The organism is Bacillus sp. FJAT-28004 (assembly GCF_001280845.1).
Taxonomy (GTDB): Bacteria; Bacillota; Bacilli; order Paenibacillales; family Paenibacillaceae; genus Pristimantibacillus.
The window spans coordinates 338,148-361,400 of the sequence record NZ_LGHP01000004.1 but is presented as its reverse complement, the minus strand read 5'-3'; the positions used below and the strand labels follow the sequence as shown (position 1 = coordinate 361,400).

The 23,253-nt window shown below is 44.6% G+C and carries 19 protein-coding genes; all 19 read left to right on the top strand.

The features are described from left to right. Window positions 1-22: 22 nt before the first annotated feature. The 19 genes from AC787_RS31665 (at window position 23) to dut (ending at window position 23,238) form a co-directional block, all read left to right on the top strand. Window positions 23-817, top strand: a complete 795-nt coding sequence (locus AC787_RS31665; RefSeq protein WP_054028953.1) for a phosphatidate cytidylyltransferase — start codon at window positions 23-25, stop codon at window positions 815-817. Window positions 818-833: 16 nt separating this feature from the next. Next, on the top strand, window positions 834-1,973 hold the full coding sequence (locus AC787_RS31660) for a 1-deoxy-D-xylulose-5-phosphate reductoisomerase (RefSeq protein WP_054028952.1): 1,140 nt from the start codon (window positions 834-836) through the stop codon (window positions 1,971-1,973). Between the two features lie 88 nt (window positions 1,974-2,061). After that, the gene (gene rseP, locus AC787_RS31655) at window positions 2,062-3,336 is read left to right on the top strand and encodes an RIP metalloprotease RseP (RefSeq protein WP_054028951.1); all 1,275 of its coding nucleotides are present in this window, start codon (window positions 2,062-2,064) and stop codon (window positions 3,334-3,336) included. A gap of 10 nt (window positions 3,337-3,346) precedes the next feature. Beyond that, entirely contained in the window at window positions 3,347-4,795 is a 1,449-nt protein-coding gene (proS, locus tag AC787_RS31650) for a proline--tRNA ligase (protein ID WP_054028950.1), read from the top strand. A gap of 43 nt (window positions 4,796-4,838) precedes the next feature. After that, window positions 4,839-9,146 carry a PolC-type DNA polymerase III gene (locus tag AC787_RS31645; protein ID WP_054028949.1) on the top strand — a complete coding sequence of 1,436 codons (4,308 nt, stop codon included), beginning with the start codon at window positions 4,839-4,841 and terminating at the stop codon, window positions 9,144-9,146. Between the two features lie 169 nt (window positions 9,147-9,315). Further along, entirely contained in the window at window positions 9,316-9,777 is a 462-nt protein-coding gene (gene rimP, locus AC787_RS31640; protein ID WP_054028948.1) for a ribosome maturation factor RimP, read from the top strand. Between the two features lie 38 nt (window positions 9,778-9,815). Continuing rightward, entirely contained in the window at window positions 9,816-10,913 is a 1,098-nt protein-coding gene (gene nusA / locus AC787_RS31635) for a transcription termination factor NusA (RefSeq protein ID WP_054028947.1), read from the top strand. 53 nt (window positions 10,914-10,966) lie between these two features. Then, on the top strand, window positions 10,967-11,281 hold the full coding sequence (gene rnpM, locus AC787_RS31630) for an RNase P modulator RnpM (RefSeq protein WP_054028946.1): 315 nt from the start codon (window positions 10,967-10,969) through the stop codon (window positions 11,279-11,281). Then, window positions 11,268-11,600, top strand: coding sequence for a L7Ae/L30e/S12e/Gadd45 family ribosomal protein (locus AC787_RS31625; RefSeq protein ID WP_054028945.1), 333 nt, complete (start codon window positions 11,268-11,270; stop codon window positions 11,598-11,600). The genes rnpM and AC787_RS31625 overlap by 14 nt, the downstream gene beginning before the upstream one ends. Continuing rightward, a complete protein-coding gene (infB, locus tag AC787_RS31620) occupies window positions 11,590-14,223 on the top strand; it encodes a translation initiation factor IF-2 (RefSeq protein WP_054028944.1) in 2,634 nt (877 codons plus the stop codon). The genes AC787_RS31625 and infB overlap by 11 nt, the downstream gene beginning before the upstream one ends. Before the next feature lie 7 nt (window positions 14,224-14,230). After that, complete coding sequence (gene rbfA / locus AC787_RS31615) at window positions 14,231-14,587, top strand: 30S ribosome-binding factor RbfA (RefSeq protein ID WP_054028943.1); 357 nt, start codon at window positions 14,231-14,233, stop codon at window positions 14,585-14,587. Next, window positions 14,584-15,573 carry a DHH family phosphoesterase gene (locus AC787_RS31610; RefSeq protein WP_054028942.1) on the top strand — a complete coding sequence of 330 codons (990 nt, stop codon included), beginning with the start codon at window positions 14,584-14,586 and terminating at the stop codon, window positions 15,571-15,573. The genes rbfA and AC787_RS31610 overlap by 4 nt, the downstream gene beginning before the upstream one ends. Window positions 15,574-15,576: 3 nt before the next feature. Next, the gene (truB, locus tag AC787_RS31605; protein WP_054028941.1) at window positions 15,577-16,491 is read left to right on the top strand and encodes a tRNA pseudouridine(55) synthase TruB; all 915 of its coding nucleotides are present in this window, start codon (window positions 15,577-15,579) and stop codon (window positions 16,489-16,491) included. A gap of 44 nt (window positions 16,492-16,535) precedes the next feature. After that, window positions 16,536-17,483, top strand: coding sequence for a bifunctional riboflavin kinase/FAD synthetase (locus tag AC787_RS31600; RefSeq protein ID WP_054028940.1), 948 nt, complete (start codon window positions 16,536-16,538; stop codon window positions 17,481-17,483). Window positions 17,484-17,692: 209 nt separating this feature from the next. Next, on the top strand, window positions 17,693-17,962 hold the full coding sequence (gene rpsO, locus AC787_RS31595; RefSeq protein ID WP_053375765.1) for a 30S ribosomal protein S15: 270 nt from the start codon (window positions 17,693-17,695) through the stop codon (window positions 17,960-17,962). A gap of 152 nt (window positions 17,963-18,114) precedes the next feature. Beyond that, on the top strand, window positions 18,115-20,214 hold the full coding sequence (pnp, locus tag AC787_RS31590) for a polyribonucleotide nucleotidyltransferase (RefSeq protein ID WP_082361373.1): 2,100 nt from the start codon (window positions 18,115-18,117) through the stop codon (window positions 20,212-20,214). A 203-nt stretch (window positions 20,215-20,417) separates the two neighbouring features. After that, window positions 20,418-21,419, top strand: a complete 1,002-nt coding sequence (locus AC787_RS31585) for a polysaccharide deacetylase family protein (protein ID WP_152970827.1) — start codon at window positions 20,418-20,420, stop codon at window positions 21,417-21,419. Window positions 21,420-21,545: 126 nt separating this feature from the next. After that, window positions 21,546-22,814 (top strand): M16 family metallopeptidase, encoded by a 1,269-nt coding sequence (locus tag AC787_RS31580; protein WP_054028938.1) that lies wholly within the window; start codon window positions 21,546-21,548, stop codon window positions 22,812-22,814. Continuing rightward, a complete protein-coding gene (gene dut, locus AC787_RS31575; RefSeq protein ID WP_054028937.1) occupies window positions 22,795-23,238 on the top strand; it encodes a dUTP diphosphatase in 444 nt (147 codons plus the stop codon). The genes AC787_RS31580 and dut overlap by 20 nt, the downstream gene beginning before the upstream one ends. Window positions 23,239-23,253: the final 15 nt, after the last annotated feature.

Below are 23,253 nucleotides of genomic sequence, written 5' to 3'. Positions count from 1 at the left end.
AGTGACGGAGTGTGACTTTTCATTGAGACAACGAATGATTACTGGAATTGTAGCAGGTGCAGGCTTCATCGGTTTAACAATAGCAGGTGGATGGTTATATACGACTCTCCTCGTATTGCTAGCCATTATCGGTTTTACTGAATATGCGCGCATGAATGGTGTAGCATGGTCGCATCCGTCAACTTTGCTCGGATATGCGGGTGTGCTACTGTTTGTGCTTCCATGGTCTGCATGGGGAATAGTTATTCCATCCGTACTGACTATTGTTTGGATGCTGGCTTTCTTGCTGCTTGCCCTAACCGTGATAACAAAAAACAAAACGACAATTGATGGCGCCGCACTTATGTTGCTAGGCGCTTTATATGTAGGTTACGGCTTTTCAGCAATGGGCGAAGTTCGTCAAATTGAGGAGCATGGTCTATTGTGGACGTTTTTGTCCTTTGGGTGCATTTGGGCGTCGGATATCGGTGCTTATTTTACAGGAAAAGCCATCGGAAAAACAAAGCTTTGGCCTTCAATCAGCCCGAACAAAACCATTGAAGGCGCCTTGGGCGGCGTTTTGTTGTCCTTAATCGTATCAGCAGTTTTCGCATTGACGATACCGGATTTTATTGAGTTGCCAAAGGCATTGCTAATCGGTTTAATTGCCGCAGTAGCTGGTCAATTCGGAGATTTGATTCAATCTGCGTATAAGCGTGTGAGAGATATAAAGGATACCGGTAATCTTTTGCCAGGTCATGGCGGTGTGCTTGATCGATGCGATAGCTGGCTTATCGTATTCCCGCTGCTGGTGCTTACCGGGCTGCTGCCCGTATAAGTCAGGAGGATTTTGTGTGAAAAAAATAAGTATATTAGGTTCGACAGGTTCAGTCGGTACACAGACGTTGGACGTTATTGCCCATGATCCTGATCGTTATCAGGTTGTCGGTTTATCCGCAGGTGCGAATGTCGATTTGATTATAGAGCAAGCGAAACAATTCAAGCCAGCCATCGTTAGCTTGGCTTCAAAGGCGGATGCTGAAGCCGCTCGTCCCCATATGCCGCTTGGAACAAAGGTAGTCTATGGTGAAGAGGGGCTTGTTGAAGTAGCCGCTGGAACGGACGCTGATGTCGTTGTGACGGCGATCATGGGTAGCAGAGGGCTGCCAGCAACTTTGGCGGCGATTGATGAAGGCAAAATGATTGGCTTGGCCAACAAAGAAACGCTCGTTACTGCAGGTCATATCGTGATGGAACGCGCGAGACAACGCGGTGTATCAATCCTGCCTATAGACAGTGAGCATTCCGCGATATTTCAATGCTTAAACGGAGAAGATCGCAAGTCTATCAATCAAATTACTTTAACGGCCTCGGGTGGCTCCTTTCGTGATCGGACAAGAGAGCAGCTTGAGGGTGTAACGGTTGCTGAGGCGCTTAATCATCCCAATTGGTCGATGGGTGCCAAAATTACGATTGATTCAGCAACAATGGTTAACAAAGGGCTCGAAGTTATTGAGGCAAGATGGCTGTTCGATGTTACATACGATCAAATAGATGTCATTATTCATCCGGAAAGCATCATTCATTCTTATGTGGAGTTTACCGATCACAGCATAATCGCGCAGCTTGGAATGCCGGATATGCGAGTACCGATTCAATATGCGTTGTCATATCCTGAGCGGAATGTAACGCCAACAAACAGACTGAACCTAGCACAAATCGGGAAGCTGCATTTTCGCGAGATGGATTTTGAAAGATATCCATGTCTGAGGTTAGCATTCGAATGCGGCAAGCTTGGTCAATCGGCGCCTGCAGTGTTCAATGCTGCAAACGAGGTTGCTGTGGCTCGCTTTTTGAAAGGTGAAATTACGTTTCTTGATATTGAACGGATATTGGAAACGGTCGTTGGCAGGCACGAAGCATCTGATATCAATGATTTGCAGATGATCGCAGAAGTTGACGCTTGGGCAAGGCGGCTGGCACAATCCGTATAATAACGGTTAAATTCCGGTTCTCTTGTATCGGACGGGAGAATAATGATAATCTATGTACAGGCCGTAACGAACAGGAGGCTTCAGCTTAATGCACATGATTCAGGTTGTTTTCTTGACCATACTCGTTTTTTTCGTTATCGTAACGATCCATGAATGGGGTCATTACTATTTCGCAAAACGCGCAGGCATACTGGTTCGAGAATTTGCAATTGGCTTCGGGCCGAAGCTTTTTTCGGTAAAACGTGGCGAGACGAGATATACGCTAAGATTAATACCTGCCGGCGGTTTCGTTCGAATGGCGGGAGAAGATCCAGAAATCGTTGATGTTCAACCCGGCCAAACGATCGCGGTCCGTCTGAAAGACAATAAAGTGACTAGACTTTATTTGGATCGTCTTGATGACCGGAGCGGTGTTATTCGCGGTGAGATCGTTGCGATCGATCTTGAACGCAAGCTTTCTGTTACATTAGACGTCGAAGGGGAAAACGAGAACTTCTCGGTGCACCCTGCAGCTTTAATGATATCAAAAGGCAAGGAGACACAAATCGCACCGCTTGACAGACAGTTTGGCAGTAAAACAGTAGCGCAGCGTGCGCTTGCTATTTTTGCGGGTCCAATGATGAACTTCGTGCTCGCTTTTGTATTGTTTGCCACCTACATTCAACTTGCAGGTGTTCCTGTTGAGTCGCCTGATAAGCTGCTCGTCAATGAAATATCAGAAGGCATGCCTGCTGATAAAGTGGATTTGAAAAAAGGAGATGTCATCGACGCAGTTAATGGAGTCAAAATCGGAGCTGATTTTGATAAAATGATCGCGATTATTGGTAAATCTCCGAATGTTCCTGTTAAAATGGATATCATCCGTGACGGCAAGGCACAGCAAGTCGTTATCACGCCTGAACCAAACAAAGAAGGCGTGGGTAAGGTTGGGATCAGCGCTGCATTGCCAACGCGTCCGGCTACTTTCTCTGAAACGTTTACAGGTGCAGGCAAGCTTATGAAAAACATGACGGTAAGCATTTTTGAAGGATTCAAGAAGCTTATTTTCGGTGAGTTTAAGCTTGATGATCTTGGCGGACCTGTACGAACAGCAGAAGTAACGAGCCAGATTGCTCAGCAAGGCATAGCCCAGCTTACATCGTGGACGGCACTACTCAGCTTGTATTTAGGAATATTTAATTTACTGCCGATTCCAGCACTTGATGGCAGTCGCCTCATTTTCCTCGGAATTGAAGCGATTAGACGTCGGCCAATTGATCCAAACCGTGAGAGCATGGTACATTTTGTCGGTTTCGCGCTCATCATGTTATTAATGCTCGTAGTAACTTATAATGATATTTTACGATTGGTAAAAGGGGAGTAAATAGTCGCTCATGTCTAAAGATAAACAGTTCGTTACAGAAATCACGCCTCAAAGTGAAGATTTCTCCAGATGGTATATTGATGTTATTAAAAAAGCAGAGCTTATGGATTATTCACCAGTAAGGGGCTGTATCGTGTTTCGCCCCGAAGGTTATGAGCTTTGGGAAAATATTCAACGTGATCTTGATCGCCGCTTCAAAGAAACGGGACATCGTAACGCGTATTTTCCGCTCTTTATCCCAGAGAGCTTTTTTCAAAAAGAAAAGGAGCATGTTGAAGGTTTCAATCCAGAGCTGCCTTGGGTAACCGAAGCAGCCGGTGAGAAGCTGGAAGAGCGCCTTGCTATTCGTCCAACATCGGAAACGATGTTTGGTCACATGTATTCGAAATGGATTCAATCGTATCGCGATTTGCCTTTGCTTATTAACCAATGGGCGAATGTTGTCCGCTGGGAGAAACGCACAATGCCCTTCTTGCGTACGAGTGAGTTTTTGTGGCAAGAAGGTCATACTGCGCATGAAACAGAAGAGGAAGCGCGTCAAGAGACGATGCAGATGCTTGATGTTTACACGCAGTTCGTTGAAGAGTTCCTTGCAATTCCTGTAATCAAAGGCGAAAAAACGCCTTCTGAGCGGTTTGCGGGAGCGGTTGATACGTATTCGATCGAAGCGATGATGAAAGACGGGAAGGCTGTTCAAGCCGGAACATCCCATTATCTAGGTACGAAGTTTGCGGTAGCATTTGATATTAAATTCCTTGATCGTGAAAACACATTACAATTCGCGCATACGACTTCTTGGGGCGTTAGTACAAGACTAATCGGTGCACTTATTATGGTTCATGGTGATGATCGTGGTCTGGTGCTGCCACCTAAAGTTGCACCAACGCAAGTTGTTATGATTCCAATCGGCCCTGCAAAAATGCGTGAGCAGGTTGTTGGCCGTGTTGATGAGCTTTATGCAGAGCTTAAGAAAGCCGGTGTTCGCGTGCGCGTGGACGATCGTGCTGACGTCAGCCCAGGCTGGAAATTTAACGAATATGAGATGCGCGGTGTTCCACTTCGTCTTGAGCTTGGACCACGTGATATGGAAAATGGACAAGTTGTGCTTGTTTCCAGAGTTACAGGAGAGAAGCGTATCGTGCAGCAAACTAATCTCATAGCTGAAATAGAAGCAATGCTGGAAGAAACGCATCATGAGATGTTCAATCGCGCGAAGCAGTTCCGTATCGACAACTCACGTTCAGTTGAAACGCTTGATGAAATGAAAAGCTTTCTGGAAGAACAGCGCGGCTTCGTAGAAGCAGGCTGGTGCGGCTCTGCTGCTTGCGAGAAGCAGGTTAAGGAAGAAACTGGAGCAACAAGCCGTAATATCCCTTTTAATCCGACATCACATAAAGAAACATGTCTCGTTTGTGGCGATCCATCACAACATACAGTCGTATTTGCAAGAGCTTATTAAGGACTGAAGCTAGTTCGGTTCGGATCTTAAGGAGTGGAGTTTTATGAGCCAAACCGCAAAAAAACGGCAGAGTTTCGAAATGCTTTTACAGCATATTCAGCTGCCGCAAGAACTTATACAAACCTATTTTCAAGATGGATATATAGATCAAGTCATTGTAAGCAACAGCAATCAAGAATGGACGTTTTGCATCTGCAAAACGTCCATGGTGCCTTTACAGGCCTATAATGGGCTTTGTCAGGCGGCTCGGATGAAGTTTGAGTCAATCGCAGCGGTCAGCTTTTTATTGATCTATGATCCAGTAGTAGAAACGGAATCCATCGTGCTGCAATACTGGGGTTTGTTCATGGAGTGGGCTCAGCGCGAGATCGCTTCCGTAAATGGATGGCTGCAGAAATCATCGATCAGCGTAGAAGGGGATGTGCTGACCCTTTCTCTGCTTGACAATACAGGTTTAGAGCTTGCTCGCAAGAAACGTCTAGATGATGAAATTGTTCGTTTCTTTAATGAGAATTTTCAGCGTGCTTGCAAAGTGAAAATGATTGTCAGCGAATCAAGACAAGAGATTTTGGATGAATTCTCGCTTCGAATGGTACAGGAAGAGCGTGAATATGTGCAGGAGCTGATGGCGAGTGCGCAATCCGAGTCTGAGCTCGTAGATGAGAGTGAAATCAGGCTTGCTGTTGGTTATGATATTCGGGAAGAACCTGTTCCTTTGATGAACATCATCGAAGAAGAGAAAAAAATCACAGTACAAGGCGCTGTATTTGGTCTTGAAGTGAAAGAGCTTCGTAACGGAAGCACATTGTTTACGTTCAACGTGACCGACTTCTCCGATTCAATTGCGATGAAGATGTTCGCGAAGACGAAGGACGATGTGAAAATTTTAAACCAGCTTGCCAATGGTAAATGGGTTAAAGCGCGCGGCCGAATCGAATATGACCGCTTTATGCAGGAACCAGAGCTGGTGATGATGCCGAATGATTTGCATGAGGTCAGAACACCTGCCGATCGCATGGATAAAGCGGAAGAAAAACGAGTGGAATTTCATCTCCATACAACGATGAGCGCTATGGATGCGGTAACGCCGGTAGATGTCTATATTAAAACAGCTGCCAAATGGGGACATAAGGCGATAGCAGTAACCGATCATAGTAATGTTCAATGTTACCCGGATGCGAATAAGTCGGCCAAAAAACATGGTATTAAAGTGCTTTTTGGTGTTGAAGCTAATATTGTGAACGATGCAGTGCCAATGGTACTGGAATCGAGACCGGAGCCTCTTGCTACAGCAACTTATATTGTATTTGATATAGAGACGACAGGGTTATCTGTAATCAATAACAAAATTATTGAGCTTGCTGGCGTTAAAATGCAAGATGGCAAAGAAATTGATCGTTTCTCTACCCTTATTGATCCGCATGAGAAAATCCCTTACCACATTACGCAGTTGACTAACATCAATGACGATATGGTAAAAGGGCAGCCAGATATTGAGCCTAAACTTAGGGAATTCATTGAATTTATCGGTGATGATGTTCTCGTAGCCCACAATGCAAGGTTCGATATTGGCTTCATCCAGGCAAACTGTAAAGCTTTCGGTATGCCGGAAGTGAAAAATCCAGTGCTCGATACGCTGGAACTAGCTCGATTTATTTTTCCAACTCTCAAAAACCATCGTTTGAATACGTTAGCAGATAAATATAAGGTTAGTCTCGACAATCATCACCGTGCTGTAGATGACTCCCTTGCTCTTGGCGGCGTGTTGTATGGCTTGATTGCAGATGCGGCTGAGCGAAATATTACGAATCTACATCAGCTAAATGATTATGTAGGTATTGATTTATCCAATTCGCGGCCATTCCACAGCAATGTTTATGCACTTAACGCAGTGGGGAAGAAAAACTTGTTTAAGCTTATTTCCATCTCACATACAGAGCATTTCAAACGGGTAGCAACGATTCCAAAAACGAAGCTTGTTGCGCACCGTGAAGGTTTGCTCGTTATATCCGGCTGTGAAAAAGGGGAATTCTTCGAAACCGTTCTGAACAAGTCGTATGAAGAAGCGCTGGAGGTTGCACGTTTTTACGATGTCCTTGAAATTCAGCCGATTGATTTCTACATGCACTTAGTAGATAAGGGGTTAGTCGGCAGCCGAGCGGAGATTGAGCAGGCGCATCGCCGGATCTGTCAAATTGGGGATGAGCTGGGCAAGCCGGTTATTGCTACTGGCAACGTTCATTATCTGAATCCGCGCGACAAAATGTATCGTGACATTACGATTCACGGAATCACCGGCTTTAGTCCGCTTAAGAGCATTCGCAAACCCGATGCTCATTTCCGTACGACGGAAGAAATGTTGGAGGAGTTTGCGTTCTTAGGGGAAGCAAGAGCTCGCGAGGTCGTGATTACGAATACTGTGGAGCTTGCTGATCGATTTGAGCCGTATGACATGTTCCCGACGGGACTGTTCGCTCCCATTATTGAAGGAGCCGACGAGGAGATTCGCAACACTTGTTATGATACGGCGAAGTCTATGTATGGGGAAGATCTTCCTCAGGTCGTTATCGACAGGCTAGAAAAAGAACTTATTCCTATTATCAAATTTAAGTTTTCCGCCAACTACTTGATTTCGGAGAAGCTTGTAAAGAAATCCAACGCGGATGGATATTTGGTCGGCTCAAGGGGATCGGTTGGTTCCTCAGTCGTAGCAACATTTCTAGGTATTTCTGAGGTTAATCCGCTGCCTGCTCATTATTTGTGCAAAAATTCGGATTGTAGGCACAGCGAATGGTTTTTGGACGGCAGCATTCCGAGCGGCTTCGACTTACCGGATAAATTATGTCCGAATTGCGAGAAGCCGATGAAAGGTGAAGGACAGGATATTCCGTTCGAAACCTTCCTTGGATTCAAAGGCGATAAAGTTCCCGATATCGATTTGAACTTCTCAGGGGACTATCAACCGATTGCACATAACTATACGAAAATATTGTTTAGCGAGAAGTGTGTGTTCCGTGCTGGAACGATTGGTACGGTTGCAGAGAAAACGGCCTATGGTTTCACTAAGAAGTATGAGGAAGAGCATGGTAAGAAATGGCGCGGTGCTGAACTGGCGAGACTAGCGAGCGGCTGTACCGGCGTAAAACGAAGCACGGGACAGCATCCAGGGGGTATCGTCGTTGTTCCCGATTATATCGATGTTGAAGATATAACGCCTGTCCAATTTCCAGCAGACGATGTGAATGCAGAATGGAAGACGACCCATTTTGACTATCACGCGTTTGATGAAAACTTGCTTAAGCTCGATATTCTGGGACACGATGATCCGACTATGATGCGGATGCTACAGGATTTGACTGGTGTTGATCCAACGTCAATTCCAATGAACGATCCTAAAGTAATGAGCATGTTCAACTCGACAAAAGCACTTGACGTTCCAGGCGAGCAGATTCGATCTTCGGTAGCCACTTATGGGGTGCCGGAAATGGGAACGAAATTCGTTCGTCAAATGCTTCAAGAGACACAGCCTTCTTCGTTTGCGGATTTGCTGCAAATTTCCGGACTGTCTCATGGAACGGGAGTTTGGCTGGGAAATGCACAAGAGTTGATTAAGAACGGCACTTGCAATATCAAAACGGTAATCGGCTGTCGGGATGACATCATGTTGTTCTTGATATATAAAGCTGGAATGGATGCAGGACTTGCATTCAAGATTACAGAAAGCGTGCGTAAAGGTAAAGGTCTGACGCCAGAGTGGATCGAAGAGATGAAGCGATGCAAGGTGCCGCAGTGGTACATTGATTCTTGCCTCCGCATCGAGTACATGTTCCCGAAAGCTCATGCTGCAGCCTATGTAATCTCGGCAGTTCGCACTGCATATTTCAAGCTTTATTATCCAATAGAGTATTATGCTACTTACTTTACGGTAAGGGCAGACGATTTTGATTTGGAGCTGCTATGCCAAGGGTATGATGCGATTTTACGTAAGTTGATCGAGATCGAGGCTAAAGGGTTTAATGCACTCCCTAAAGAGAAAAACATGGTGTCACAGCTTGAAATGTCACTGGAAATGACAGCTCGCGGCTTCTCTTTTAAGCCGATTGATCTGTATCGTTCCGATGCGACGAAATTTCTTGTAGACGGGGATTCGCTTATTCCGCCATTTGCTGCAATTGCGGGGATAGGCGATAACGCGGCACGCAACATAGCAGCTTCAAGAGACGATGGCGAGTACTTGTCGATCGAGGATTTCCAAATGAAATCGAAGGCGACAAAAACGATTATTGAGGTTCTTGGCAACATGGGCTGCTTCCGTGGATTGCCTGAATCCAATCAGCTTTCACTGTTCTAGAAGCGGCTTGGATAGAAAAGATTTCTTGTCACTATAGTGCGGTTATGTTATAATTTTTCTGGCAATGATGATTATAAAGACTTTGATGCAGAAGAGTGGGGAAACCCACTCTTTACGTTTTGTAAACGGCAAAATGGCATAGTGCGTATAAACAGGAGGTCAACTGAATTTGAGTACATCCAAAATCAAAGCCGCTGTCCAGGAAATGGTTTTACCATACCTCAGCAGCAATGGATTTGAACTGGTTGATATTGAGTATGTAAAAGAAGGAAGCAATTATTTCCTTCGTATTTTCGTAGATAAAGAAGGCGGCATCGACATCGATGACTGTGGTCGTATCAGCGAATTCATAAGTGAGCAATTGGACAAAAATGATCCAGTTACAGACGTTTATTTTTTAGAGGTATCTTCCCCAGGAGCAGAAAGACCGCTTAGGAATGAAGAGGAAGTACGTAAAGCAATCGGTAAGCACGTTTACATAACGACATATGAACCGATTAGCGGCGCTAAAGAATTTGAGGGGCTGCTACTTTCATTTGATGGAGAAAATGCGGTCGTTCGTACAGCCAAAAAGGAGTATACCATTCCTTATGCTAAGGTGGCTGGCGCAAGGCTCGCTATCGTGTTCTAAATATTCGTTTATATATTGAAAGGGGGAAATCCAGTCCAATGAGTATGGATTTTATTGAAGCACTACAAGAAATAGAACGAGACAAGGGGATTACCAAGGATGTGCTCCTTGAAGCCATTGAGGCAGCACTTATCTCCAGCTACAAAAGAAATTTTAATACCGCTCAAAATGTGCGCGTCGATATTAATCGTCATACTGGCGTTATTAAAGTATACGCCCGGAAGACCGTTGTCGATGAAGTGCTAGATCCACGTCTGGAAATTACAGTGGAGGCATCACGAGAAATCAATCCTCACTATCAGCTTGACGATATTGCGGATATTGAAGTTACGCCGCGTGATTTTGGACGTATCGCTGCTCAAACAGCGAAGCAGGTTGTTACGCAACGTATTCGTGAAGCAGAGCGTGGACTGATATATAACGCTTTTATCGATAAAGAGGAAGATATCGTTAACGGTATCGTTCAACGTCAAGATGTTCGTAATTTATTTGTGGATCTGGGCAAGGTTGAGGCGGTATTGCCTTTGACAGAGCTTATGCCTACTGATAAGTTTAAGCATGGTGACCGCGTGAAGTCTTATATCACGAAAGTTGAAAATACGACTAAAGGTCCTCAAATCATTTTATCTCGTACGCATCCTGGCCTTTTAAAACGGTTGTTCGAGCTTGAAGTGCCTGAGATCTATGACGGAGTAGTAGAAATTCGGTCGGTAGCTCGCGAAGCAGGCTTCCGTTCCAAAATTGCGGTTCATTCCCGTAACTCCGAGGTTGATCCAGTCGGTTCATGTGTTGGTCAAAAAGGACTGCGCGTTCAGACGATCGTAAACGAGCTTAAAGGTGAGAAAATCGATATCGTTCGTTGGTCTGAAAGCGTGGATGAATATGTTGCGAATGCATTAAGCCCTTCAAAGGTGCTTGAGGTTATCGTATTCGAACAAGAAAAAATGGCCAGAGTTATCGTGCCTGATTATCAACTATCGCTCGCGATCGGTATTAAAGGACAGAATGCAAGGCTTGCTGCTAAGCTGACTGGCTGGAAAATCGATATTAAGAGCGAGACGCAAGCGGAGCAGGAGTATGGACGTCCGAAATCGATGACAACTGTCATGCATCAGGATTCGGTATCCATTGACTAATCTGCTTTTATAACAGGTAAGCGTCAATTCAGCTGGCAGAGGAGGGGTGTACAATGAGACCGAGAAAAGTACCGCTTCGCAAATGCGTCGCTTGTCAGGAGATGATGCCGAAGAAGGAACTCATTCGGATTGTGCGGACACCGGCCGAAGAGGTGCAGATTGACCTGAAAGGCAAACAAGCTGGCCGCGGTGCATATTTGTGCGGTAAAGTCAGTTGCTTTAAATTAGCGAAGAAATCCAAGGCGCTTGATCGAGCACTGAAGCAGCATGTTGGTGAACACATTTACGATCAGCTTGAACAGGATTTTGTAGCGGTAGAGGAACAGTTTATTGCAAGTAAGGAGCTGATAAGCGATGAAGCAGAATAAGAGCTTATCACAGCTTGGCATGGCAATGCGTGCCGGAAAGCTGATTACAGGCGATGAAATTGTCCTTAAAGCTGTAAGAAATAAACAAGTGCATCTCGTTATTCTTGCAGGAGATGCTTCAGACAATACGAAAAAAAAATTTCGTGACAAATGCAACACCTACGGAATACAACTCGCCGAAGCATTCGACCGTGAGCAACTAGGAAAGGCGATTGGTAAGCCAGAACGGGTTGTAATAGCGGTAACCGATGCACAATTCGGAAAAATGATTGCGAGTCATCTGAGCCATAATACGGAGGTGGATCATATTGGACAATAAACAAGACAGCAAGGACAATAAAGATAAGCTGCGCGTTTACGAGTATGCCAAGTCACTTAATATGAGCAGCAAAGAAATCATAACGATTCTAAAACGACTGGATTTGCCTGTCAACAACCATATGAGTGTGATGGAAAATGAGATGGTAAACAAGGTCGAAGGTTTTTTTCGCAATATTAAACAAAATGCCGCCGCTAAGCGTGCACAGGAAACAACGAATGTAACGGTTTCTTCTGCACAACCTACTGCTAACAAGCCGCAATCGCAGCAGCCACAGCAGCAGGAACGGAAGCCGCAGCCAGTACAAGAAAATAAAAATACGAATCAAGACAGACAGGGGCCTATGAATTCTATTAATACGAAACCACAAACAACCCAACAGCAGTCGGAACAAAGACCAGCAGGACAACAAACAAATCGTCCAGCATCACAATCAAGCAACAACCGTCCATCACAAGGCAGCGCAAGTTCCAGTCGTCCAAGCCAAGGACAAGGCGGACAAGGTAATCGCCCAGCGGGTTCAAACGCGGGTTCAAGCCGTCCTGGACAAGGTCAAGGCGGTCAAAGCAGTCGTCCAGCATCATCTGGACCAAGTCGCCCATCGCAAGGTGGACAAAGCAACACAGGCAGCCGTCCAAGCGCTCCGCGTTCAGACGCAAGCAGCCGTCCAGCTTCATCCGGCCAAAGTCGTTTCGACTCTAAGCCAGCACAAGGGCAAGCTCGCGGAAATGACAACAGAAACGCAAGACCAGGCCAAAAGAGATTTGAAGACGGTAAACCAGGCGGCTTCAGAGGCAACAATGGCCGTGGTGGTCAAAAAGGTCGCGGCGGCAAGTTCCAACAACAACCGCCACGCGAGAAAATTGACAATACACCAAAGAAAATTATTGTACGCGGTACAATGACCGTTGGCGAATTGGCAAAATTGCTGCATAAGGATGCATCAGAAGTTATTAAAAAACTGATTTTCCTAGGCGTAATGGCTACCATCAACCAAGAAATCGATATGGATGCGATTCATTTGATCGCAACAGACTACGGCGTAGAGGTTGAAGTGAAAATTCCTGTTGAGGAAGATTCCTTTGAAACCGTGGAAGAGTCAGACGAAGATGAAGATTTGGTGTCACGTCCACCGGTTGTTACCATTATGGGTCACGTTGACCACGGTAAAACAACATTGCTTGATGCCATTCGCAAAACGAATGTAACAGGCGGAGAAGCCGGCGGAATCACGCAGCACATCGGTGCTTACCAAGTCGAAATTAACCATAAAAAAATTACGTTCCTCGATACACCTGGTCACGAAGCGTTTACGCTAATGCGTGCTCGCGGTGCGCAGGTTACGGACATTACAATTATCGTTGTAGCAGCTGATGACGGCATCATGCCGCAAACAGTTGAAGCCATCAACCATGCCAAAGCAGCTGGCGTTCCTATTATCGTAGCGGTTAACAAAATCGATAAGCCAGAAGCGAATACCGAGAAAATTAAACAAGAAATGACAGAATATGAACTAGTTCCGGAAGAGTGGGGCGGCGACACTATTTTCGTCGAAGTTTCCGCTAAACAAAGAATTGGTCTTGAAGGCCTTCTTGAAATGATTTTGCTCGTTGCTGAGATGAATGATTATAAAGCTAACCCGAACAAACGCGCTCGCGCTACTGTTATTGAAGCAGAGCTTGATAAAGGTAAAGGTCCTGTTGCACGTATTCTCGTTCAACACGGTACTTTGAAAATCGGAGATGCTTTCGTTGCAGGTAACTGCTTCGGTCGTATTAGAGCAATGGTTAACGATAAAGGCCGTCGCTTAAAAGAAGCAGGTCCTTCTACTCCAGTGGAAATTACTGGTCTAACAGAAGTTCCACTAGCTGGTGATCCGTTCATGGTATTTGAAGATGAGCGTAAAGCCCGTGATATTGCTGACCGTCGTTCCATTAAACAACGTCAATCGGATATGGGTGCGAATACACGCGTAACGCTTGATGATCTGTATAACCATATCAAAGATGGTGAAATTAAAGATCTGAACGTTATCATCAAATCCGACGTTCAAGGTTCTTCCGAAGCATTAAAAGGCTCGCTCGCAAAAATTGAAATCGAAGGCGTTCGCGTAAAAATCATCCATAGCGGTGTTGGCGCGATTACAGAATCGGATATCATTTTGGCGTCAGCTTCCAATGCTATCGTAATCGGATTTAACGTTCGTCCTGATCCACAAGCAGAAGCAACGATTGCACAAGAAAAAGTTGATGTGCGCATGCACCGCGTTATCTACAACGTAATCGATGAGATTGAGCAAGCAATGAAGGGTATGCTTGACCCAATCTTCAAAGAGGTTGTTATTGGTCACGCTGAAGTTCGTAACGTATTTAAAGTTACTAAAGTTGGCGCAATAGCAGGTTGTATGATTACTGACGGTAAAATTTCTCGTAACGCTGAAGCGCGTCTGGTTCGTGGCGGTATCGTTGTCTTCACTGGCAAGATCGAGTCCTTGAAACGTTTCAAAGACGACGCTAAAGAAGTTGCAGCAGGTTATGAGTGCGGTATTACGCTTGATCGTTTCAACGATGTTCGTGAAGGCGATACGATCGAAGCATTTGTCATGGAATCAGTAGAGAGGTGAGTAAAGCATGGCAAAAATCCGGGTAGGACGGGTCGGCGAACAGATTAAAAAAGAGCTGAGCCAAATTATACAGACAGAGCTGAAAGATCCAAGAATTGGTTTCATTACTGTAACTGGTGTTGAAACATCGAGCGATCTTTCACAAGCAAAAGTGTATTTAAGCGTACTTGGCAGCGAAGAACAGAAGGAAGCGACGCTTAAGGCACTAGCGAGCGGAACCGGATTTATTCGCACAGAGCTTGGCAAGCGCATGCGTTTGCGTCATACACCAGTATTGCTGTTCAAGTTTGACAGCAGTATTGAATATGGCAGCCGCATCGAGGCATTGCTTGAAAACATCAATAACGGGAATTCAGCTCGATGATGGAGCAAAGCAGCTATTCGAGGCAGTTGGATGAAGCGCTGGCGTTCATGAAAAATTACGATGATTTTCTAGTCGTATCACATGTACAGCCTGACGGTGACGCTATTAGTTCTACTGTTGTCGTAGGCTGGATGCTCGAGAAGCTAGGGAAGTCGGCAGTGATGATTAATGAAAGCGATCTGCCGTCTAGACTTAGTTTCTTACATCAATTTGATTCAATTATCAATTATAAACGCGATATAACGCAGCAAAAATTCGATGCCATTATTTCGGTCGATTGTGCTGATTTCAAACGAATTGGAGAGGTAGCGAGCAGCTTTGCACCAGATGCAAAGCTGCTTAATATCGATCATCATCCGACAAACAATGGATTTGGCGCTGTTAATGTTATTCGAGCGGAAGCTGCGGCTACAGTTGAAATATTGTATGATTTAATCGAGAGAGCAAAAATCGAATTTGATTTAAATTGCGCAACAGCTATCTACACCGGTTTGTTAACCGACACAGGCGGGTTTCGTTATTCAAACACGAGTCCACGTGTCATGGAGATTGCCTCGCATTTGCTCGCTATAGGCGTGTCCGGCAATGAACTGGCTGATCATCTTCTTGAGAAGATGACCATGGCTAAGCTCAAGCTTCTCCAACTTGCACTTAATCGCCTCACATTTACAGATAACTTGGAGATCGGCTGGGTCTATATTGGCAAAGATGATTTGCACAATACAGGCGCTGTTCCTGAAGATCTAGAAGGAATCGTAAATTATGCGCTTAATGTGGATGGGGTTGAAGTCGGCATTCTATTTAAAGAAACAGAAGACGGTGCTGTCAAAGCAAGCATGCGTTCAGCAGGCAAAGCCAATGTAGCCGCAATTGCGCAAGCATTTGGCGGTGGTGGTCATGTGCGTGCAGCAGGTTGCCGTATTGAAGGTTCTTTAACGACCTCGATTGAAGAGTTAGTGGAAGCAGTCAGAAAGGCGTTGATTTAAACGATGGACGGCATTTTGGCAGTTTGGAAGCCTGAAGGCTGGACTTCTCATGATGTGGTTGCAAAAGTACGCCGAGTGCTAAAGATGAAGCGGATTGGACATACAGGAACGCTTGATCCTATGGTGACGGGTGTATTGCCGCTATGTCTTGGGCGTGCAACAAGAGTAGTCGAATATGTGCAAGAGCGGCCGAAGTCATATGAAGCTGTATTGCAGCTTGGAATTGCAACAGATACGGAGGACTTAACCGGCACTGTTACCGAGCGTCAATCGTCAATATCTGTTACAGAAGATGAAGTTCGCCGTGCGCTGTCGCAGTTTTTGGGCGAGATCGATCAAGTTCCACCGATGTATTCCGCTGTCAAAGTTGACGGCAAACGATTGTACGAGTTAGCAAGAGAAGGAAAGACTGTTGAGCGGAAATCAAGAAAAGTAACCATTCATCAAATTGATCTCATTGACGCACAACTTGATCTGGAACAGCCTCGTATTTCGTTTTCTGTCGTTTGTTCAAAAGGTACATATATCCGCACATTATGTGTGGACATTGGTAAAGCGCTGGGCGTTCCTGCCACAATGGCTCACTTGACAAGAACGATGTCAGGCGGCATTACTAAGGAAAGTTGCTTAACGTTAGAGCAAATTGAGCAATTGCAGCAAGCCGGTGAGTTAAGCGGACATTTAATAGCTGCAGATGAAGCTATTACACATTTGGATCGTGTAACCATCCCAGAATCGTTTGGAAGGCTCGCACTGCTGGGACAGAAAGTTAGTCTTAGCCATGCAGTCGATCATACAGCATTGATTTTAGATGGACAACTTATACGGCTTTATAATGATCAAAGCTCGTTTCTAGGTATTTTTCAGATTGACTTGAATTCAAATGTTTTCAAGCCGATTAAAGTATTTTCAGCTTAGCTTATCGTTGTAGAAAGTTAATAGGAAATGCAGGTGCTTCAGCGTTGGAAATTATTCCATTAAGTTTTCCTTTAAACGGTTTGTCCACGTTGTCGCTGGACAAGCCGCTTTCCATAGCAATCGGTCATTTTGACGGGGTTCATCGTGGACACCAAAATGTGATTCGTCAAGCTGTAAATGCAGCGAAGGAATCCGATATGCTATCAGCGGTTTTGACATTTGATCCTCATCCGAAGGAAGTTCTCGGTCAAGGTGAGCAATATTATCGTTGCCTTACGCCTTTTGATGCTAAGACAGCGTTATTTGCGGAGCTTGGTGTAGATCTTGTATTCATTATGAAGTTTGATCTTGAGTTTGCTTCAGTATCTCCTGAGCGCTTCGTGAATGAGGTTCTGCGCACACTCCGTGCCAAGCAGGTAGTTGTAGGCTTCGATTTCAACTTTGGCCACAAAGGTTCAGGAAATGCTGAATCTTTGAAGCAGCTGGCAGAGCCCGACATATCTGTTCATATCATTGAGCCTTTGATCGAGAACGGGGTAAAAGTAAGCAGTACTTATATCCGCGAAGCGCTGGAGCAAGGTGATCTTGAACTGGCAGAACGTTTGCTCGGCAGGCCATACGAAGTTGAAGGCATAGTCGTTCACGGGGACAAAAGAGGTCGGACAATCGGCTTCCCGACAGCCAACTTGCAATTTAATGCACCATATATCGCGCCAAAGCTTGGCGTTTATGCGGTAATGGCATGGATTGGTGATACCGCATACCCAGGTGTGTTGAATTATGGTTTAAAACCAACCTTTAACAAAGAAGAGCTTAAGCCGGTGATGGAGGCTCATTTGTTTGACTTCAACAACGATATATACGGTGAACAGATGCGTTTGCAATTACTATCGTTTATACGTTCAGAGAAAAAATTCAATTCGATAGCTGAACTTGTTGAGCAGATTGGATCTGACTCTGAGCAAGCAAAGGCCATTCATGGTTACAATTAACTAGTTGCATATATGGTGTGGGAAACGATGTTGAGCTTTCTTTGGATATGCTTCTCGACATTCACTCATCTTGTGTGTTATACTATACAACGTTGTAAGTAGTCATACATTTTGTGTGATGTACTCACAAACTTAACCTTAGCTTGGATGTCCGATCTCACCGACGGCTTCGAGGCTAATGGCGATTATCAAGAAGGAGGTGAATTGGGATGGCAATTACACAAGTACGTAAAAACGAACTGATTGAGACGCATAAGACACATGCAACTGATACCGGTTCTCCGGAGGTTCAAGTGGCTATCCTGACTGAAAACATCGTTAACTTGACTCAACATTTGCGGGAGCACAAGAAAGATCATCATTCCCGTCGTGGTTTGCTCAAGATGGTAGGTCAGCGCCGTAAGCTGCTTGCATACCTTAAAAACAATGATGTTAGACGTTACAGCGCATTGATCGAAAAACTCGGCCTACGCCGCTAAAACATGCGTAAAGAAAAGCAACCTGGTTGTCCAGCCGTCCGGGAATAACGGATGAGCGGATTCGGGTTGCTTTTTGTAATAGGGAAACACTCGGAATAAACTGCCAATAAGCAGTGAAATAGACAAATCGAATAATTATTAGGAGGGATAAAATGGTACAACGAATTGAGATGTTAGTAGGCGGAAGACCGCTATCCATTGAAACCGGCCGCCTTGCGAAACAAGCGAATGCAGCAGTCACTGTACAGTATGGTGATACTGTCGTATTATGTACGGTTACAGCATCAGCAGGTCCAAAGGATCTTGATTTCTTCCCACTGACAGTAAACTATGAAGAACGTTTGTATGCTGTTGGTAAAATTCCTGGTGGATTCATTAAACGTGAAGGCCGTCCAAGCGAGAAGGCGATTTTGTCCAGCCGACTTACGGACAGGCCTATTCGTCCGTTATTCCCGGAAGGTTTCCGGAATGACGTTCAAGTGATGAACATTGTAATGAGCGTTGATCAAGATTGTTCGCCAGAAATCGCGGCTATGATCGGTACTTCTGCTGCACTTTCGATATCTGACGTTCCATTTGATGGTCCAATTGGCGGAGTAAACGTTGGTCGTGTTAACGGTCAATTCATTATTAATCCGACAGTGGAACAAAGTCTGGAAACGGATATTTTTGTAGTTGTAGCTGGTACTAAAGATGCGATTATGATGGTTGAAGCAGAAGCAAACGAAGTTTCTGAAGCAGTAATGCTCGAAGCGATTATGTTTGGTCACGATGAAATTAAAAAAATCGTTGCCAAAATAGAAGAGTTGCAAGCTGTAGCCGGCAAACCGAAAATGGAAGTAAAGCTACATACTGTAAATGAACAAGTTAATGCTGATGTTCGCGCTTATGCCTCTGCTGGATTGGTTAAAGCGATTAAGGTTGAAGAAAAGCATGCTCGTCAAGATGCAATTGATGAAGTTAACAGCGCAGCTGTAGCTCACTTTGAGGAGCAATATATCGATACACCAGAACTTCTCTCCGATGTTAAGGAAGTGCTGTACGACATCGTGAAGGAAGAAGTACGTCGTCTAATTTCTCATGATAAAGTTCGTCCTGATGGCCGTTCGCTTGATGAAATTCGTCCAATTGATTGTGACGTGGCTATTTTGCCTCGTACACACGGAACTGGGCTGTTTACACGTGGACAAACACAAGCACTAAGCATTTGTACGCTTGGCGCAATGGGCGACGTTCAAATTTTGGACGGTATTTCCCCTGAAGAAACAAAACGTTTTATGCATCATTACAACTTCCCACCGTTCAGCGTTGGTGAAGCTCGTCCACTACGTCCGCCAGGTCGTCGTGAAATTGGGCATGGTGCTCTAGGTGAGCGTGCGCTTTCCAAAGTCATTCCTTCTGAAGCCGATTTCCCATACACGATACGCCTTGTTTCGGAAGTATTGGAATCAAACGGTTCTTCTTCACAAGCAAGTATTTGCGCAAGCACACTTGCTATGATGGATGCAGGGGTACCAATCAAAGCACCAGTAGCTGGTATTGCAATGGGTCTCATTAAAGATGGCGACCACTTTGCTATCCTTTCGGATATTCAAGGGATGGAAGATCATCTCGGCGATATGGACTTCAAGGTTGCAGGTACTGCTGAAGGCGTTACAGCTATTCAAATGGATATCAAAATTGCCGGCATCAACCGTGCTATTTTGGAGCAATCACTTGAACAAGCTCGTCAAGGCCGTATTTTCATACTAGGTAAAATGCTAGAAAGTTTGCCGACAACTCGTCCAAACTTATCGAAGTATGCACCGAAAATTTTGACGCTTCGCATTAACCCGGACAAAATCCGTGATGTTATTGGCGCAGGCGGAAAAATCATCAACAAAATCATTGAAGAAACTGGCGTGAAAATCGATATCGAGCAAGACGGAATGGTATTTATCGCTTCTTCTAACGAAGAAATGAACCAAAAAGCTAAATCGATTATCGAAGGCATCGTTAAAGAAGTGGTTGTTGGTGAAATTTATATGGGTACAGTTAAACGTGTTGAGAAGTTCGGTGCGTTTGTTGAGATATTGCCGAATAAAGATGGGCTTGTCCATATTTCTCAATTGTCGAATGAACGTGTTGCAAAAACGGAGGATGTCGTTAATATTGGCGACCAAATCAAAGTTAAAGTAACCGAGATTGATGGGCAAGGCCGTATTAACTTGTCTGCAAAAATTTTGATGACACCAGAAGTATCGCCACAGTAGGCTTTTAATACATTGGCGGTCATATGAATAGAGAAGAAAAGAGACAGATTTGATCTGGCTCTTTTTGTTTTTTTAAAGGGACCAACTCATTACCTTCAGGCCTAGCATTTGCATATTCTCGTCCTACTTTTCATACATATGAATTAACATGCTGAAAAAAGGTCAAGCTTAGGAGGCGTGCGAGGACTTATATGGGAGTGGGAATGATGATGGTTAGAAAAGCAGCTGTAATTGCGGCAAGCATGCTTGTGGTGCTTGCTTTCGTCAGTATCAATGACGACATATCGCAATTTCTCTCCTCTTTAAAATATGACAACAATAAAACGGTTTATGCGGAATATTCTTATTCGCAATCCGAGCGGCAGAGATTGTTGTCGATGATCTCAGCCGAAGCTGAGAAACGTAACATAGCACCTGTAGACGCTCGAATTGACCGCGTTTGGAGAGCTATTCCTGGTTATAACGGCTTGGAAGTCGATATAGATAAAACGCTCGATGCTGCTTTACTAGCACCGCCTTCCCAAACCATTCCTTATGTATATAAAGAAGTAGAACCAAAAATCATGCTTACTGATCTTGGTCCACATCCTATCTTTCGCGGCAATCCCAATAAGAAGATGATATCCCTCATGATTAATGTGGCTTGGGGCAATGAGTACATAGATTCCATTTTAAAAACACTTAAACAAGAAAAAGTGAAAGCTACCTTTTTCCTTGATGGCAGTTGGCTGAGCAAAAACGCTGACATAGCAAAGCAAATACAAGCTGAAGGACATGAAATGTCTAATCATGCGTATACTCATCCTGATATGAGTGCGTTAAGCAGGGAAGAGCAGTATAACCAAATATCCAAAACCGAATCGTTATTAAAATCGAGTTTGAACGTAAACAACAAATGGTTTGCACCACCATCTGGTTCTTTTAATCAAGCTACAGTGCAAATTGCAGAGGAACAGGGTTTGAAAACGGTGCTCTGGACCATTGATACGATTGATTGGCAAAAGCCGCCAGCTGAAACCATTGTGCGCAAAATTTCAGCGAAAATAGAGCCAGGAGCATTAATACTGATGCATCCAACGGTATCAACGAGGGATGCGCTGCCCAGCATAATCGCTACAGCAAAATCAAAGGGTTACGCTATTGGAACGGTCAGTGAAACGCTTTCTACCAAGCGGTTGCCCTTAGATGTTGAGGGCGCGGACTGATTCTGCTATAGTAAAAACATTCATGTTTAGAGTCACGTATATATATGATGTCAGTTTTGTAAGGCAAATGAAGAAACGATTGTTAACGATGATATTTTGCCGATCAAAACATGAGGAGGGCTACTGATGAACAAATACACACTTAGCAATGGTTTACGTGTTGTCGTTGAATACATACCGACCGTAAGATCTGTATCGTTTGGGATTTGGGTCAAAACGGGTTCACGCAACGAGACGCCTGAAAACAATGGGATTTCGCATTTCATTGAACACATGTTGTTCAAAGGCACAGAGAGCCGTACGTCAAAGGATATCGCGGATTTATTTGACGGTATTGGCGGAAATGTCAATGCGTTTACCTCAAAGGAATATACGTGTTATTTTGCCAAAGTGCTTGATGAGCATTTGCCGCTTGCCGTAGACGCTCTTTCTGATATGTTTTTTAATTCTCAGATGGATCCGGTTGAACTAGCGAAGGAGAAAAATGTTATTCTCGAGGAAATTTCCATGTATGAAGATACTCCGGACGATAAGGTGCATGACGAAGCTTCTCGCGCAGCTTTTGGTGAGCACCCATTGGCCTACTCCATTCTGGGGCTTGAGGATCGTTTGACTGCAATGACTTCTGATACACTTCGCGGGTATATGAATGATAATTATACACTTGAGAATGTTGTGATCAGCGTTGCGGGCAATGTGGAAGAGAAAAGCTTGCTCGCTTTGTTGGAAAAATATTTTGGGAACTTTACGAATAGTAAACCAGCGAAGTCCATCCTTAATCCGCCGTCATTTCATGGCGATTATTTGTTTTACAAGAAAAAAACTGAGCAAAACCATTTGTGTATCACTTTCCCAGGTTGCTCGATAACTGATCCGAATTTGTACGCCATGATTCTTCTTAACAATGCAATAGGGGGCGGTATGAGCTCCAGGCTGTTCCAAGAAATAAGAGAGAAGCGCGGACTTGCATATTCCGTCTATTCGTATCACACTTCCTATGCGGACACAGGCTTGTTTACTTTATATGCAGGAACTGCGCCTAAACAAACGAAGGAAGTGCTCGATTTGACGATGGAGCAAATGAACGAGCTTTCCGTGAAAGGTCTAGGCGAGGATGAGCTGCACCGTGGCAAGGAGCAGTTGAAAGGAAGCTTGATTTTGAGCTTAGAGAGTACGAGCAGCAGAATGAATCGATTAGGCAAAAATGAGCTGATGCTTGGCCAACATTATACGCTTGATGAGCTATTGAAGCGTATCGATTCGGTGCAGATGTCAGATGTAATTGATGTTACAAAACGTATGTTATCTGTTCCTTTCTCCGTTGCTATGGTCGGAACAAATGATAAGGCAGCAGCAGAGCTCAGGAGGGATCAATTTGTATCAAGTTCAGTTTAAACGTTTAGAAGGAAATGAAGATATTGCAATTCCAAAAAAAATGTCCGAATGGGCAGCAGGTTTTGATCTGCAAGCTTCTGTAGGAGAGCCAGTAGTATTGCAGCCGGGAGAACGCAAGCTTATTCCTACCGGGTTTGCAATGGCAATGCCTGGGGAGCTGGAGGCGCAAATTAGACCGCGCAGCGGTCTTGCATACAAACATGGCATCACTTGTTTGAACTCACCAGGTACTATCGATGCGGACTACAGAGGTGAGGTGAAGGTGCTCCTAGTTAATTTGGGAGATCAGCCGTTTACGATTACGCGCGGGGAGAGAATCGCTCAAATGGTTTTCCAACTGGTACCGGCGGTGACGATTATAGAAGCTGAGGAATTGTCTGACACTGTACGTGGTGCCGGCGGGTTTGGACATACAGGCGTATAAGTGACATGAATCCAT

Bases quoted from the DNA above. Each gene is read 5' to 3' on its own strand.
- rseP (WP_054028951.1), top strand. From the start codon at position 2,062: ATGCACATGATTCAGGTTGTTTTCTTGACCATACTCGTTTTTTTCGTT.
- proS (WP_054028950.1), top strand. From the start codon at position 3,347: ATGTCTAAAGATAAACAGTTCGTTACAGAAATCACGCCTCAAAGTGAA.
- AC787_RS31645 (WP_054028949.1), top strand. From the start codon at position 4,839: ATGAGCCAAACCGCAAAAAAACGGCAGAGTTTCGAAATGCTTTTACAG.
- nusA (WP_054028947.1), top strand. From the start codon at position 9,816: ATGAGTATGGATTTTATTGAAGCACTACAAGAAATAGAACGAGACAAG.
- rnpM (WP_054028946.1), top strand. From the start codon at position 10,967: ATGAGACCGAGAAAAGTACCGCTTCGCAAATGCGTCGCTTGTCAGGAG.
- AC787_RS31625 (WP_054028945.1), top strand. From the start codon at position 11,268: ATGAAGCAGAATAAGAGCTTATCACAGCTTGGCATGGCAATGCGTGCC.
- rbfA (WP_054028943.1), top strand. From the start codon at position 14,231: ATGGCAAAAATCCGGGTAGGACGGGTCGGCGAACAGATTAAAAAAGAG.
- AC787_RS31610 (WP_054028942.1), top strand. From the start codon at position 14,584: ATGATGGAGCAAAGCAGCTATTCGAGGCAGTTGGATGAAGCGCTGGCG.
- truB (WP_054028941.1), top strand. From the start codon at position 15,577: ATGGACGGCATTTTGGCAGTTTGGAAGCCTGAAGGCTGGACTTCTCAT.
- rpsO (WP_053375765.1), top strand. From the start codon at position 17,693: ATGGCAATTACACAAGTACGTAAAAACGAACTGATTGAGACGCATAAG.
- pnp (WP_082361373.1), top strand. From the start codon at position 18,115: ATGGTACAACGAATTGAGATGTTAGTAGGCGGAAGACCGCTATCCATT.
- AC787_RS31585 (WP_152970827.1), top strand. From the start codon at position 20,418: ATGATGATGGTTAGAAAAGCAGCTGTAATTGCGGCAAGCATGCTTGTG.
- AC787_RS31580 (WP_054028938.1), top strand. From the start codon at position 21,546: ATGAACAAATACACACTTAGCAATGGTTTACGTGTTGTCGTTGAATAC.